Below are 13,043 nucleotides of genomic sequence, written 5' to 3' on the forward strand. Positions count from 1 at the left end.
GATCGGACTGTTCGGATTCGGCATGACGCAGCCGGCCCTCGAGTTCGGCCAGGGCCGTCAGATTCTGGTCGCGCGCGGTTTCGGCCTCGGCGCGCTGGGTCAGCAGCCGCTCGTATTCGGACTGGGCGCTGCGCGCCGTCGCGCCGAGGCGACCCAGCCGGTCGTAGATCGCGACCAACGCCTGATCGGATTCGTGCAAGGCCAGCAACGCCTGGTCGACGGCCTGTTTGCGATCGCTCTGCTCGGCCAGCGCACCCGACAGCGCGGCCTCGACCTCCTCGGCCTGCCGCTGCCACGACACCAGTTCGGCCGCGGCGGCGTCGATCTCGGCCTGCACCTCGATCTGGCTCGGCGCGCGGTCCGAGCCGCCGAGCACCCAGCCCGAACCGCTCAGATCCCCGTCGCGGGTCACCACCCGCAATTCCGGCCGGGCGGAGAGGACTTCGGCCGCCTGCGCCAGATCGTCGACGACCACGGTGCCGGCGGTGAGGGCCGCGACCGCACCCCGCAGCCGGTCGGGACAATCGACCACCTCGACGAGCGGGCGCACTCCCGCGGGTAGATCACCGATCTCGCCACCGGGTTGCGCCGCACCGCCGTAGACAACGGCCGCGCGGCCACCGTCGGCCTCCTTCAGCGCCCGCACCGCCGCCTGCGCGGTGGGGTGCGCGTCGGCGGCGATAGCGTCGGCCAGCGGCCCGAGCGCGGCGGCCACGGCGGCCTCGAATCCGCTGTGCACCCGCACCATCGCCGACAGCCGGCCCTGCAAACCGTCGGCGCGGTTGTCCAGCAGCCAGGCGCCGCCGTCCTTGCGGGCCAGGCCCATGGTCAGCGCCTCGATGCGGGCGGTCAGCGAGGCGACCTTCTTCCCGGCCTCGCGGTCGCGTTCGCGCAGTTCGGTAACCCGCGCATCGGCCAGTTCCAGCGCCTGGGCGGCGTGTTCGTAGGCGGCGTCGAGCCCTTCCTCACCGGCGTCGAGTTCGCTCAATTCGGTTTGCACGGCCTCGAATTCGGCCTCGGCGGCATCCCCGCGCTGCCGGGCGGCGGCCAGCGACTCCGACAGCCGGGCGATATCGCCGTCGGCCGATTGGGCGCGGTGGCGCAGCGTATCCACCTGACCGGCAAGACGAGCCAGGCCCTCACGCCGATCGGCGATGGCGCGCACCGCGGCCAGGTGGGCCTGTTCGGCGGCCTTGGCGGCCTGCTCACGATCGAGCAACTGATCGCGAGCGGCCTCCAGGGTCGCCGTGGCCACCTCGACCGCCTCGAGCAGTTCGGCCTCCTCGGCCTGCACCCGATCCGCCTCGGCCTCGAGCTGTTCCGGATCGCGGCCGGTCCCGGTGGGCTGTTCGATGGTGAGGTTGCGAGCCCGGTCCCGGGCGATCCGGATGGTCGCGTTGACCCGCTCCACCAGCGCCGAGAGCTGGAACCAGGTCTGCGCGGCCGCCTCGGCGCCGGGAGTGAGCCGCGAGAGCTGGAATTCCTGCTGCGCCAGCGCGGCATTGGCGGCATCCAGTTCCGCCTGCACGTTGATCTGCTGTTCGCGGGCGAAGGCTTCCTTGCTCTGCTGACTTTCCAGTTCACGCCGGCGCGCCACCAGATCGTCGGCGGCCAGTCGTAGCCGGGCATCGCGCAATTCGGCCTGGACGGTGGCCGCGCGCCGGGCCACCTCGGCCTGGCGGCCCAGCGGTTTGAGCTGACGGCGCAGTTCGGTGGTGAGGTCGGTCAGACGAGCCAGGTTGGCCTGCATCGCATCGAGTTTGCGCACCGCCTTCTCTTTGCGCTTGCGGTGCTTGAGCACGCCCGCGGCCTCTTCGATGAAGGCGCGGCGGTCCTCGGGGCGCGATTCCAGAATCGCCGACAGCTGGCCCTGGCCGACGATGACGTGCATTTCCCGGCCGATGCCGGAGTCCGAGAGCAGTTCCTGGACATCCATCAGCCGGCAGGAGTTGCCGTTGATCTCGTATTCACCGGCGCCGTCGCGGAACATCCGGCGGGTGATCGAGACCTCGGAGTAGTCGATGGGCAGTGCGCCGTCGGAATTGTCGATGGTCAGCGTGACTTCGGCGCGGCCCAGCGGCGCCCGTCCGGCGGTCCCGGCGAAGATGACGTCCTGCATCTTGCCGCCCCGCAGCGCCTTTGCGCCCTGCTCCCCCATCACCCAGGTCAGCGCGTCGACGACGTTCGATTTACCGGACCCGTTCGGCCCCACCACACAGGTGATGCCGGGCTCGAGCCGCAGCGTCGTCGCGGACGCGAAGGATTTGAATCCCTTCAGCGTCAGACTCTTCAGGTGCACAGTCGGTCAGGCTACCCGGTCGGGCCTCGTTGCCGGACGGATGCCGGGCGAACGTGTTCGCCCGGCATCCGTCGAATCGGGGCCGGAATCAGGCGGCGGTGACGGTCAGCGTGTAGTCGCTGGGCGAGCCGTCGGCGGAGGTGACGGTGATCTGGTAGTCGAGGCCGTCGGCGACGATCTCGGCGTGCGGAACCTCGGTGGCGGCCATCGGGCCGACCAGCGGGCCGACGGTCACCCGGGCGTTGCCGTTGTTCGAGGTGACGTCGAAGATCAGCTTCTGCCCCTGCGCGGACGCGATGGAGTAGTTGTCCAACTTGCCCTCGGCCACGGTGCCGCTGCCGCCGGTGCTGTTCTGGCCGGGGGCGATCACCAGTCGGGTGACGGCGCCGGGCAGCGCGGGCACGCCCGGCAGCGGCTGAGCGGAGGCGACGCCACCGGCGACCGCGAAGGTGGCCGCGGCGATCAGCGTGACGAGCACGGCCGGAACGGCGCGCACGAACAGACGAAGTACTCGAGATGCGTACATGGACCCACATCTTTCCTCACACCATGCGCAAGATCGCAAGTCCCGGCACGGGTTTCGCGTTCCGACACGCCGTCGCCCACCAGCCCGCCACCGCCCCGGCACACCGCCCGCAATCGCAATAAGTTAACGACCATTTGCGCTCGACCCGAAGTAAATGAGAAGGTAGAGGCCCGTTTATCGCACAAGGAGTTCTTCGTGAATCTGGACTGGTCGCCCACCGATCTGGCGTTTCGCGACGAGGTGCGGCGCTTCCTGGACGAGAATTTGACCCCGGAACTACGTCGCGCCGGTCAGCTCGCCACCAGCGTGTACCCGGATCACGAGGCCAGCATGCAGTGGCAGCACATCCTGCACGCCCGTGGCTGGGCCGCGCCGGCCTGGCCGGTCGCCCACGGCGGCTGTGACTGGAGCATGACGCAGCACTACATCTTCGATCGTGAATCCACCCTCGCGGGCGCGCCCGCACTCTCGCCCATGGGCATCCGGATGGTCGCGCACGCGATCATCGCCTTCGGCACCCCCGAACAGAAGGACTACTTCCTGCCGCGCATCCTCACCGGCGAAGTGTTCTTCTGCCAGGGCTATTCCGAGCCCGAGGCCGGTTCCGATCTGGCCTCGCTGACCATGGCCGCGGTGTCCGACGGTGACGATCTGGTGTGCACCGGTTCCAAGATCTGGACCACGCACGCCACCGAGGCGAACTGGATCTTCGCCCTGGTCCGCACCTCGAAACTGGAACGCAAACAGCAGGGCATCACCTTCGTGCTGATCCCGATGGACACCCCCGGCATCGAGATCCGGCCGCTGGTCATGACCTCGGGCGAACAGGTCCAGAACCAGGTGTTCTTCGATCAGGTGCGGGTGTCGAAGACCAACGTCATCGGCCGCATCGACGAGGGCTGGACGGTCGCCAAACACCTGCTGAACTTCGAGCGCGGCGGTTCGGCCTACGGTCCCGCGCTGCAGGTGCTGGCCGAATCGCTGGCCGAGCACGCCGCCGGACAGCTCGGCTTCGCCGGCGGCAGTCTGCTCGACGAACCGGCCTTCGCGGCGAAACTGGCCGACGCGCGCATCCGCGCCGACGTGCTGGAGATCCTGGAATACCGCACGATGTCGGCGATTTCGCGGGGTAAGGATCCGGGCCCGGCCGCCTCCACGATCAAGATCCTGGGCACCGAACTGAGCCAGCGGCTCACCGAATTGGCCCTCGAGGCCGCCGGTCCGCGCGGGCGTGCCTATCAGCCGCACGCTGCCATGCCGGGCGGTCCGGTCGCCGACTTCGTCGCTCCCGCCGACGGATATCTCAGCGGCGAACCGTGGCAGGCCGTCGCGCCGCTGCGGTACTTCAACGACCGCGCGGGCTCGATCTACGCGGGCAGCAACGAGATTCAGCGCAACATCATCGCCAAGGCAACCCTGGGACTGTGAGAGATGGACTTCGAATTCACTGCCGAACAGCAACTGCTCCGTGACACGGTCACCGAATTTCTCGCCGCCCGTTACGATCTGGAGAAAAGCCGGGCCGCGGCACGGGTCGGCGCCGGTCACCAGCCCGAGATCTGGCGCGGCTTCGCCGAGGAGGTCGGCATCCTGGGCGCCGCCCTGCCCGAGAGCGTGGGCGGATTCGACGGCGGCCCCATCGAGACCATGATCATCGCCGAGGCGCTCGGCGGCGCCCTGGTCGTCGAACCCTATGTCGACACCGCCGTCCTGGGCGGCGGACTGCTGCGCCGCGCGGGTGGCGCCCGGGCCGAGGAACTGTTGCGCGGCATCGTCGACGGTTCCGTGATCACGGCCTTCGCCGCCCTGGAAGCCGACTCCGGCTACGACCCCGCGCGCGTCGCCACGACCGCTCGCCGCGACGGCGACGACTGGGTCCTCGACGGCGCCAAGGCGGTGGTGACCACTGCGCCGCTGGCGACCCACCTGCTGGTGACGGCACGCACCTCCGACGCGGCGGGGCTGTCGCTGTTCCTGGTGCCGGCCGATGCGGCCGGTCTGACGCAGCATCCGTATCGCACGATCGACGAACGCCGCGCGGCCGATCTGGTTCTCGACGCCGTCCGGGTTCCCGCCGATGCGCTGCTGGGCGACGAGGGAACGGCCGACGCGTCGGTCGAGCGCTCGATCGACGAGGCGATCGCCGCCATCTGCGCAGAGGCCGTGGGCGGCATGCGGCGGGTACTCGCCGACACCGTCGAATACAGCAAGCAGCGCCGCCAGTTCGGCGTGCCGATCGCCAGTTTCCAGGTGCTGCAACACCGCATGGTCGATATGCATCTGGAGCTGGAACAGGCCGTGGCCGCCACCTATCTGGTGACGCTGAAACTCGACGCCGAACCGAAGGTCCGCGCCCGGGCCGCCGCCGCGGCCAAGGCCACCGTCGCCCGCGCCGCCGGCTTCATCGGCCAGCACGCGGTGCAACTGCACGGCGCGATGGGCATGACCGAGGAACTCGCGATCGGGCATTTCTTCAAGCGGCTCACCGCGATTCGCACCGAATGGGGTTCCGCGGACCAGCACATCGCCCGCTACGCCGCGCTGACGCGGGCCTGAGCGGCGCGCACGATCTTCGGGGCGCGGTCCCATACCGCCGCGCCCCGGACATGTTTTCGGCCGGAATCCGAATCGGATTCCGGCCGAAAACGCGCCGGGGATGCCGGGCTCGCCCCGCCACCGTCGGGAGCGAACCCGTGCCAATCATCGGTCCCGACGTGATCGGGTCACCCCCGCTCAGCGCACGGGGGTGAAATCGCGCGAGGCGATGTAGGTCGGCCGCGGATGCCCGGCCGAATACGGTTCTTCGAGGGTGTTCTCCACGCTGTTGAACACCAGGAAGACGTTCGACCGCGGGAACGGGGTGATGTTGTTCGAGGAGCCGTGCATGATGTTGGAATCGAACAGCAGCGCCGAACCTCGTGCGCCGGTGAACTGCGCGATGCCGTACTTGTCGGCCAGTTGGGCCAGATCCTCCTGCGCGGGCACCCCGATCTGCTGCTCGCGCAACGATTCCCGGTAGTGCTCGTCGGGAGTCTCACCCTGACACGGCATGAACTGCCGGTGCGAGCCCGGCAGCAGCATCAGGCTGCCGTTGAACGGGTAGTTGTCGGTCAGCGCGATCGACAGGCTCACCGCACGCGGTGAGGGCATCCCGTCCTCGGCGTGCCAGGTCTCGAAATCCGAATGCCAGTAGAAACCGGCACCCTCGAATCCGGGCATGTAGTTGACCCGGCTCTGATGGATGTAGACCTCGGAACCGAGAATCTGGCGAGCCATCCCGACGATCCGCTCGTCACGCACCAGCTCCGCTACCACGGCGCTGATCTTGTGCACCTCGAAGATCGAGCGGACGCTGTTCGACTTCTTCTCGATGATCACCCGCTCGTCGGCACGCAACACCGGATCGGCGGCCAGCCGATCGATGTCGGCGGCGATATCGGCCACCTCCATCGGGGTCAGCAATTCGTCGAGGATCGCGTACCCATCGGCATCGAAATTCTGCAGCTCCGGCGAGGTCACCGTGCCCCACACCGTGGGGTCGGTGCGCTCCACCGGCGGTACCGCTACGGCCGTTCTGGTCCGATAGCGGTCGATTCGACTCTCCGCCAACGTCATCGCGGCGTCGTCCTCCTCACTACATCACTACTCGCCTACGGCCACCAACGGGTAGACACCGTTCTCGTCGTGAACTTCCTTGCCCGTGACCGGCGGATTGAACACACACAGCATCCGCATCAGCGTGCGGGTCTCGACCCGATGCCGCTCGTGCCCGTTGAGCAGGTACATCGTTCCCGGCGCCAGGTCGTAGGTGACGTCGTTGGTCAGATCCGTGAGCGTGCCCTCGCCCTCCACCAGCCACACCGCTTCGACGTGGTTCTGGTAGTGGAACTCGTGCACGGTGTTCGGCTGAATCGTCGTCTCGTGGAAGGAGAAACCCACCCCGTCGCCGCCGAGGATGATCCGCTTGCTGCGCCAGTCCTCGGCCGCGACGTCGCGGTCGGTTCCGGTGATCTCGGCAGTGGTACGCACGATCATGGTCAGTTGCCTCCTCGGGCCATGTCGACCGCCCGGTCCAGGATGCCCAGGCCATGGTCGAGTTCGTCGTCGGTAATGGTCAGCGGCGGCAGCAGCTTGACCACCTGGTCTTCGGCGCCGGAGGTCTCCACCAGCAGGCCCTCCTCGAAGGCGATGCTGCTGACCTTGCCCGCCTCCGAGGCGTCGTCGAACACCAGTCCCTGCACCAGCCCGCGTCCGCGGGTCGAGACACCCTCGAAGTTCTCCGAGAGCGCCTCGAACGACTTTCGGATCTTCTCGCCCTTGGCGGCGGTGGAGGCCTCGAGACGGTCGTCGGTCCAGTAGTGCTCGAGCGCCACGCGGGCGGTCACGAACGCCGGGTTGTTGCCGCGGAAGGTGCCGTTGTGCTCACCGGGCGCCCACTGGTCCAGCTCGCGCTTCATCAGCACCAGCGCCAGCGGCAGGCCGTAGCCGCCGATCGACTTCGACAGCGTGACGATGTCCGGGGTGATGCCGGCGATCTCGAAGGAGAAGAACGGGCCGGTCCGGCCGCAGCCCATCTGCACGTCGTCGACGATGAGCAGAATTCCGCGCGCGGCGCACAGCTCCGACAGGTGCCGAAGCCACTGCGCCCGAGCGACGTTCACGCCGCCCTCACCCTGCACGGTTTCCACGATCACCGCCGCGGGCTTGTCCACACCGGAGGAATTGTCATCGAGGACCCGCTCCATCCATGCCAGATCGTCGGTGCCGTCCAGATACCCGTCGTAGGGCATCGGATTCACGTGATTCAACGGTACTCCGGCGCCCGCGCGCTTGGTCGCGTTACCGGTCACCGAGAGCGCACCGAGGGTCATGCCGTGGAATGCGTTGGTGAAATTCAGAATCGACGTGCGGCCGGTCACCTTGCGGGCCAGTTTCAGCGCCGATTCCACCGCGTTCGCACCGGTGGGGCCGGGGAACTGGACCTTGTAATCGAGGCCGCGCGGATCCAGCAGAACCTTGTTGATCGTCTCCAGCAATTCACGCTTCGCGACGGTCGACATATCGAGTCCGTGCGTAATTCCGTCACGGGCGATGTAATCGATCAATGCTTCTTTGAGAACGGGATTGTTGTGCCCGTAGTTGAGCGCTCCGGCGCCCGCGAAGAAATCGAGGTAATCACGTCCGCTACCGTCGCGCAGCCAAGCGCCGGAGGCGGTGTCGAACAGCGTGGGCCAGGAACGGCAATATCCACGGACATTCGATTCGAGCGATTCGAAAACGGTCATCTCAGCGGTGGTCATCGATGATCCTTCCTATCGTTTTGCGTCACTCTGCAGTGGCGCGATCCGGTACAGGTCCTCCGATTCGTGCCCGTCCGGAAAATCTTCTGGCTCGAACAACGTCTCCCGCGTCATTTCCGCGTCACGGCGCCGGGCCAGTGACGCGAACATTGCCAGCGAGGCTTCGTTGTCCGGCGAAACGGTTGTCTCCAACTTCGAAACACCTTGGTCGGCAACGTCTTCGACGAGCCGATCCAGCATTGCTACGCCCACTCCGCGGCCGCGGAAGGCGTGATCGACGGCTACCTGCCAGATGAACAGTGTGTCCGGCGATTCCGGGCGCAGATATCCGGTGACGAATCCTGCTATCTCCGAGTCGATTTCGGCCACGACGGTGGTCGAGGCGAAGTCACGACTCCAGAGCAGATACGCGTAACTCGAATTGGCGTCGAGCACTTGGGAATCCACTGCGATTCGCCACATCCGCGCTCCGTCGTCCACCCGCGGCCGACGAATCAGCGTCTGGGTCGAAACGTTCCGACGGCCGTTCCGCTCGTCGGTTGCCGGAGAACTGAATGACATACTCCGCGTTCGGGTCTGCATCACCTCTTCAGAATTGCCCGCGAACGTTGAGGTCTATCGTGCGACTACTTTACGGTTGTGTTACAGAAGTATGATCGGTGAATTTCGTCACGGTGGGCAACCACACCATGAATCGCGCCCCGCCGCCGGGACGGTCGTCACATTTCACGCGGCCGCCGTGGGCGGCCACCGTTTCGGCCACCAAAGCCAATCCGATGCCGGTGCCCGACCGTTTCCCGCGGCGGACGGTCACGAATCTTTCGAAGATGCGTTGCCGATCCTGCGGGGCGACTCCCGGACCGGCGTCGTCGACCGTGATCACCATTTCGTCGCCGGCGCGCGCGACGCCCACCGCGATCACTCCGCCACCGTGCCGCTGCGCATTCTCGAGCAAATTCACCAGGGCACGCTCGAGTTCGAGCTTTCGCCCGGTCACGATTCCGTCGTCGGCGACGGTCAGCAGTTCCGGTGAATAATGCATTTCCGCGAGGGTGTGGGTGAGCAGTTCGCGCACCGACAGCGGTTCGGCGTCGGCGCCGTGCATCCGCGCCTCGGCCCGGGCCAGCGCCAGCAGATCGTCGAGCAGTCTGCGCAGATGGTCGAGTTCGGCGCGGACCAGCTCCAGCGCCCGCCGCGACCGTTCCGGCAGTTGATCCTCGTAGCGCGACATCACTCCGACGCTGGTGGTGAGCGTGGTCAGCGGGGTGCGGAGCTCGTGGCTCACGTCACCGACCAGCCGGCGCTCGCGATCGATGCGGTTCTGCAGCGAGTCGACCATGGTGTTGAACGCGTCCACGGTCGGGGCGAGATCGGGATCGTCGGTATCGGGCAACCGGGTGCCGAGCTCACCGGAGGCGATCTTGGCCGCGGTGCCGGTGACCTGGCGTAACGGTTCCAGCAAACGGTGCGACAGCCAGATTCCGAAGATCGCGCCGATCACGGTGCCGCCGAGCGCGCAGGCCAGTGCGGTGCCCCATCCGCCGCCGTCGATCCTCGCGATCAACACCGCCAGCAAGGCCGAGACCAGGCCCGTGACGGTGAAAGCGACGATCACGCGACCGCGCAGAATCTGGCGGCGGGGCAGGCGCGGAAATCTAGCGCTGCACATCGAGGCGGTAGCCGAGCCCGCGCACGGTTACCACGATCGCCGGCTCCGACGGGTCGCGCTCGATCTTGGTCCGCAGCCGCCGGACGTGCACGTCCACGATCCGCTCGTCACCGAAGAACCCACGGTCCCAGACCCTTTCGAGCAGGACGCTGCGCGACAGCACCCGCCCGGGAGTCTCGGCCAGTTCGCACAGCAGCCGGAATTCGGTGAGGGTGAGGTGCAACTCCTCGTCGCCGCGGTGCACGGTGCCGCCGTCGGCCGAAAGCACCAGCGGCGCTTCGGGATAGGCGTCGAGCACGACCTCCTGCGGGGCCGGCGGCTCCACGGTTTGCTGGGCGCGGCGGCGCAGCGCCCGCATCCGCGCGGTGATCTCCTTGATCTCGAACGGCTTGGTGACGAAGTCGTCGGCGCCGGCCTCCAAGGCGGCCACCACGTCGTGAGTGTCGTCACGCGCGCTGACCACGATGATCGGCACGTCGTGATCGCGACGAATCTCACGAATACAGGTGAATCCGTCCATCTCCCCCAGCATCAGATCCACGATCATCACATCCGGTGCGCCGTTGTCACGCAGATGTTCGAGCGCATCCTCGGCCTCCTCGGCCTCGGCGACGTCGTAGCCCTCGTCCTCCATGGCCAGCCGCAGCGCACTGCGGACCCGGTCGTCGTCCTCTACGATCATCAAATTTGCACTCATCGTCACACCTCGTCCAGCTGCGCGTCATCGGAGCGTGGTTCCCCGACCCGTCCGTTCCTCAGCAGTGCGAGCGGCCGCGCAGCCTGTGGTCTCGCACCGTTCTCTCATAACCACACATCCCTAACAGACATCGGTGGCGGACCACACGACGCCGGGCACGCCGGTCGATCGGTCACTGAGCGCCCACTGGGCACACAACAGTAACTGGAGTACCCGGCGCGACGATGCGTAAACACGGGGCAACACCACCGAGGTGCAAGCACCTGAAAAAGCCCCGTAAACTACGTACCGAGACAGTAAGGCGATTGGTGCGCTGCGGGGGCTTGCCCAGGCGCACGGCTAACGCAGGAGACACCATGTCCACTCGCCGCTGCCGATTCAGTGTTGCGCTCGGGGTTATCGCCCTGGTGACAACGCTGATGGCCGCGTGCTCGTCATCCCCGGATCCCGCGTCGAATCCGACGCGGGGCACCCCGGGGCCCGCCGCGCCGGCCATTGCGATGGTCCCGGCCACGGGGAGTGCCGACGTCGATCCGCTCGGCACCATCGAGGTGAGCGCAACCGACGGCATCCTCACGGATGTGACGTTGACCAACGAAGAAGGCAAACAGGTCGACGGCACGCTCAATCCGGAGCGGACCGCGTGGAAACCGAAGGTTCCGCTCGGTTACGGGCACAACTACACCATGACCGCCAAGGGCATCACCGTCACCGGACCCAGCGGTCCGATGACGTCGTCGTTCACCACGCTCACTCCCAGCAACCAGGTCAAGGCGTATCTGACCACCACCGGCGGACAGCCGCTGGCCGAGGGCGGAACCTACGGTGTGGGCACGGTCATCGTCGCCCACTTCGACGAGGCGGTCGGTGACCGCGCGGCGGCCGAGAAGCGGCTCTCGGTCACGACCGAACCGCAGGTCCAGGGTTCGTGGTACTGGCTCGACGACAAGAACGCGCACTGGCGCCCGCAGCAGTACTGGCAGCCCGGCACCAAGGTCACCGTCGCGGCGAACATCTTCGGCGCGCAGCTGGGTCCCGGCCTGTTCGGCCAGGAGGACTCCAAGACCAGCTTCACCATCGGCGACTCGCACGTCTCCATCGCCGACGACAACACCCACGAAGTGCAGGTGTTCGAGAACGGCAAACTGATCCGCACCATGCCCACCTCGATGGGACGCGGCGGCAGCGAGCAGGTCGGCGGCAAGACGATCTACTTCAACACCCCCGCGGGCATCTACACCGTGATGGGCAAGGGCAATCCGGTGATCATGGATTCCTCCAGCTACGGCCTGCCGGTGAACTCGCGCCTGGGTTACAAGGAGGCGATCGGCTGGGCCACCCAGATCAGTGGCGACGGGATCTACCTGCACCAGCTCGACTCCACGGTCTGGGCGCAGGGCAATACCGACACCTCGCACGGATGTCTGAACCTGAACCTCGACAACGCTCGCTGGTTCTACAACTTCGCGGTTCCGGGTGATGTGGTCGAGGTTCGCAACACCAGCGGCCCGCCGCTGCCGTCGTGGAACAACGGCGACTGGATCGTGCCGTGGGATCAGTGGGTGGCCGGCAGCGCGCTGCACTCCTGATCGCCACCGGCACCGATCGCCACGGCACGTCGTGTTCGCGGGCGCCGAGCCTCAGCGCCGCACCGGGTAGCGCTGGTCCAGCTCGAGATTCAGGCCGAGGACGTCGACCCTGGGCTCTCCCAGGAAGCCCAGGTCCCGACCGTCGGTATGTGCCGCCACCACAGCGGCGACCTGTTCGGCCGTGACACCCCGGGCGGCCGCCACCCGCGCGCTCTGGATCTGCGCGTAGCGCGGTGAGATGTGCGGATCCAGTCCGGACCCCGACGCGGTGACCGCGTCGGAGGGCACCGGGGTATCGGCCGGCGCGTCACCGCGGACGGGGACGATCAGCCCGGCCGAATAGTCCGTTCCGGGCTGGGCACAGTCCACCCGGACCCCGCGGTAGGCGTCCTGGAACGGCGTCGCCGGGCACGCCTCGTTCACGCTGACGACCTTCGTGGGGGCGGTGACCTGCCCGTGGATGTCGCGGGGGCCGAAGACCGCCAGCACCGCACCGACCCCGCCGGGTGTGCAGAACGGTCGCGCCCCGGAGACGCCCTCGCGCTCGCCGACCTGTTTGCTGCGCGTGCAGACCGTGGTCAGCAAACCGGTCTTCGTCTGCGACGGGTCGGCGGCCAGAGTGTCGACGACGTCCTCGGGACCTTTGTTGCCGAAGCCGGTGTTGGTGGGGTCGTAGCCGTCGGGGCGGCTGCCGTCGGCCGGGGCGGAATTCGAGGGGCGGGTCTGGAAGTACTGCGGCAGCGCCGTGCCGTTGCCGTCGGTGAACGCCTGACCGATGAGGCTGCTGCCCACCAGCTTCCCGTCGCGGTGGACGAGCGAACCTTCGGCCCTGTTGTGCAGGCCCGGCAACTGCGCGACCGCGAATACGGCCAGCGGATAGGCGATTCCGGTGATCACCGTCAGCACGAGCAGTGCCCGCACGGCGGCCAGATGCTGACGGAACCAGGTGGTGTATCGCATCGA

General features: G+C 67.4%; 12 protein-coding genes. 3 read left to right on the forward strand and 9 right to left on the reverse strand.

Annotated features, from left to right (window positions below):
* Together smc and VHD82_RS10795 are read right to left on the reverse strand one after the other, a co-directional pair.
* A partial coding sequence (gene smc / locus VHD82_RS10790; RefSeq protein ID WP_325700534.1) for a chromosome segregation protein SMC occupies positions 1-2,299 on the reverse strand: 2,299 nt, incomplete at its 3' end.
* 88 nt (positions 2,300-2,387) lie between these two features.
* On the reverse strand, positions 2,388-2,795 hold the full coding sequence (locus tag VHD82_RS10795) for a hypothetical protein (protein ID WP_030513049.1): 408 nt from the start codon (positions 2,793-2,795) through the stop codon (positions 2,388-2,390).
* 225 nt (positions 2,796-3,020) lie between these two features.
* Between VHD82_RS10795 and VHD82_RS10800 the strand changes: the two genes are divergently transcribed.
* Both VHD82_RS10800 and VHD82_RS10805 read left to right on the forward strand, forming a co-directional pair.
* On the forward strand, positions 3,021-4,253 hold the full coding sequence (locus VHD82_RS10800; protein ID WP_063018024.1) for an acyl-CoA dehydrogenase family protein: 1,233 nt from the start codon (positions 3,021-3,023) through the stop codon (positions 4,251-4,253).
* A gap of 3 nt (positions 4,254-4,256) precedes the next feature.
* Entirely contained in the window at positions 4,257-5,381 is a 1,125-nt protein-coding gene (locus tag VHD82_RS10805) for an acyl-CoA dehydrogenase family protein (protein ID WP_325700543.1), read from the forward strand.
* 177 nt (positions 5,382-5,558) lie between these two features.
* Here the strand turns inward: VHD82_RS10805 and thpD are convergent, their stop codons facing one another.
* From thpD to VHD82_RS10835, 6 genes are read right to left on the reverse strand one after another with little or no spacing between them, the layout of a single operon-like run.
* Positions 5,559-6,440: an ectoine hydroxylase gene (thpD, locus tag VHD82_RS10810; protein WP_063018028.1), complete on the reverse strand. Its 882-nt coding sequence runs from the start codon at positions 6,438-6,440 to the stop codon at positions 5,559-5,561.
* A gap of 27 nt (positions 6,441-6,467) precedes the next feature.
* Positions 6,468-6,860 (reverse strand): ectoine synthase, encoded by a 393-nt coding sequence (locus VHD82_RS10815; RefSeq protein WP_030513045.1) that lies wholly within the window; start codon positions 6,858-6,860, stop codon positions 6,468-6,470.
* A gap of 2 nt (positions 6,861-6,862) precedes the next feature.
* Positions 6,863-8,110, reverse strand: coding sequence for a diaminobutyrate--2-oxoglutarate transaminase (gene ectB, locus VHD82_RS10820; protein WP_325701240.1), 1,248 nt, complete (start codon positions 8,108-8,110; stop codon positions 6,863-6,865).
* A 27-nt stretch (positions 8,111-8,137) separates the two neighbouring features.
* Positions 8,138-8,707 carry a diaminobutyrate acetyltransferase gene (ectA, locus tag VHD82_RS10825; protein ID WP_414637489.1) on the reverse strand — a complete coding sequence of 190 codons (570 nt, stop codon included), beginning with the start codon at positions 8,705-8,707 and terminating at the stop codon, positions 8,138-8,140.
* A 49-nt stretch (positions 8,708-8,756) separates the two neighbouring features.
* A complete protein-coding gene (locus VHD82_RS10830; protein WP_064903914.1) occupies positions 8,757-9,740 on the reverse strand; it encodes a HAMP domain-containing sensor histidine kinase in 984 nt (327 codons plus the stop codon).
* 40 nt (positions 9,741-9,780) lie between these two features.
* Entirely contained in the window at positions 9,781-10,491 is a 711-nt protein-coding gene (locus VHD82_RS10835) for a response regulator transcription factor (RefSeq protein ID WP_030513041.1), read from the reverse strand.
* A 407-nt stretch (positions 10,492-10,898) separates the two neighbouring features.
* On the opposite strand from VHD82_RS10835, the gene VHD82_RS10840 reads away from it, so the two are divergent.
* Positions 10,899-12,080: a L,D-transpeptidase gene (locus tag VHD82_RS10840; RefSeq protein ID WP_325700555.1), complete on the forward strand. Its 1,182-nt coding sequence runs from the start codon at positions 10,899-10,901 to the stop codon at positions 12,078-12,080.
* Positions 12,081-12,131: 51 nt separating this feature from the next.
* On the opposite strand, the gene VHD82_RS10845 is transcribed toward VHD82_RS10840, so the two are convergent.
* A complete protein-coding gene (locus VHD82_RS10845) occupies positions 12,132-13,040 on the reverse strand; it encodes a potassium-transporting ATPase subunit C (protein WP_325700558.1) in 909 nt (302 codons plus the stop codon).
* Positions 13,041-13,043 lie beyond the last annotated feature (3 nt).

The organism is Amycolatopsis sp., assembly GCF_035546795.1.
In the GTDB taxonomy this organism is placed as follows: Bacteria; Actinomycetota; Actinomycetes; order Mycobacteriales; family Pseudonocardiaceae; genus Amycolatopsis_E.

What these genes read in the sequence shown, in the direction of transcription:
- VHD82_RS10805 (WP_325700543.1), top strand. Translation starts at nt 4,257, where the DNA reads ATGGACTTCGAATTCACTGCCGAACAGCAACTGCTCCGTGACACGGTC.
- thpD (WP_063018028.1), bottom strand. Translation starts at nt 6,440, where the DNA reads ATGACGTTGGCGGAGAGTCGAATCGACCGCTATCGGACCAGAACGGCC.
- VHD82_RS10815 (WP_030513045.1), bottom strand. Translation starts at nt 6,860, where the DNA reads ATGATCGTGCGTACCACTGCCGAGATCACCGGAACCGACCGCGACGTC.
- ectB (WP_325701240.1), bottom strand. Translation starts at nt 8,110, where the DNA reads ATGACCGTTTTCGAATCGCTCGAATCGAATGTCCGTGGATATTGCCGT.
- ectA (WP_414637489.1), bottom strand. Translation starts at nt 8,707, where the DNA reads ATGCAGACCCGAACGCGGAGTATGTCATTCAGTTCTCCGGCAACCGAC.
- VHD82_RS10835 (WP_030513041.1), bottom strand. Translation starts at nt 10,491, where the DNA reads ATGAGTGCAAATTTGATGATCGTAGAGGACGACGACCGGGTCCGCAGT.
- VHD82_RS10845 (WP_325700558.1), bottom strand. Translation starts at nt 13,040, where the DNA reads ATGCGATACACCACCTGGTTCCGTCAGCATCTGGCCGCCGTGCGGGCA.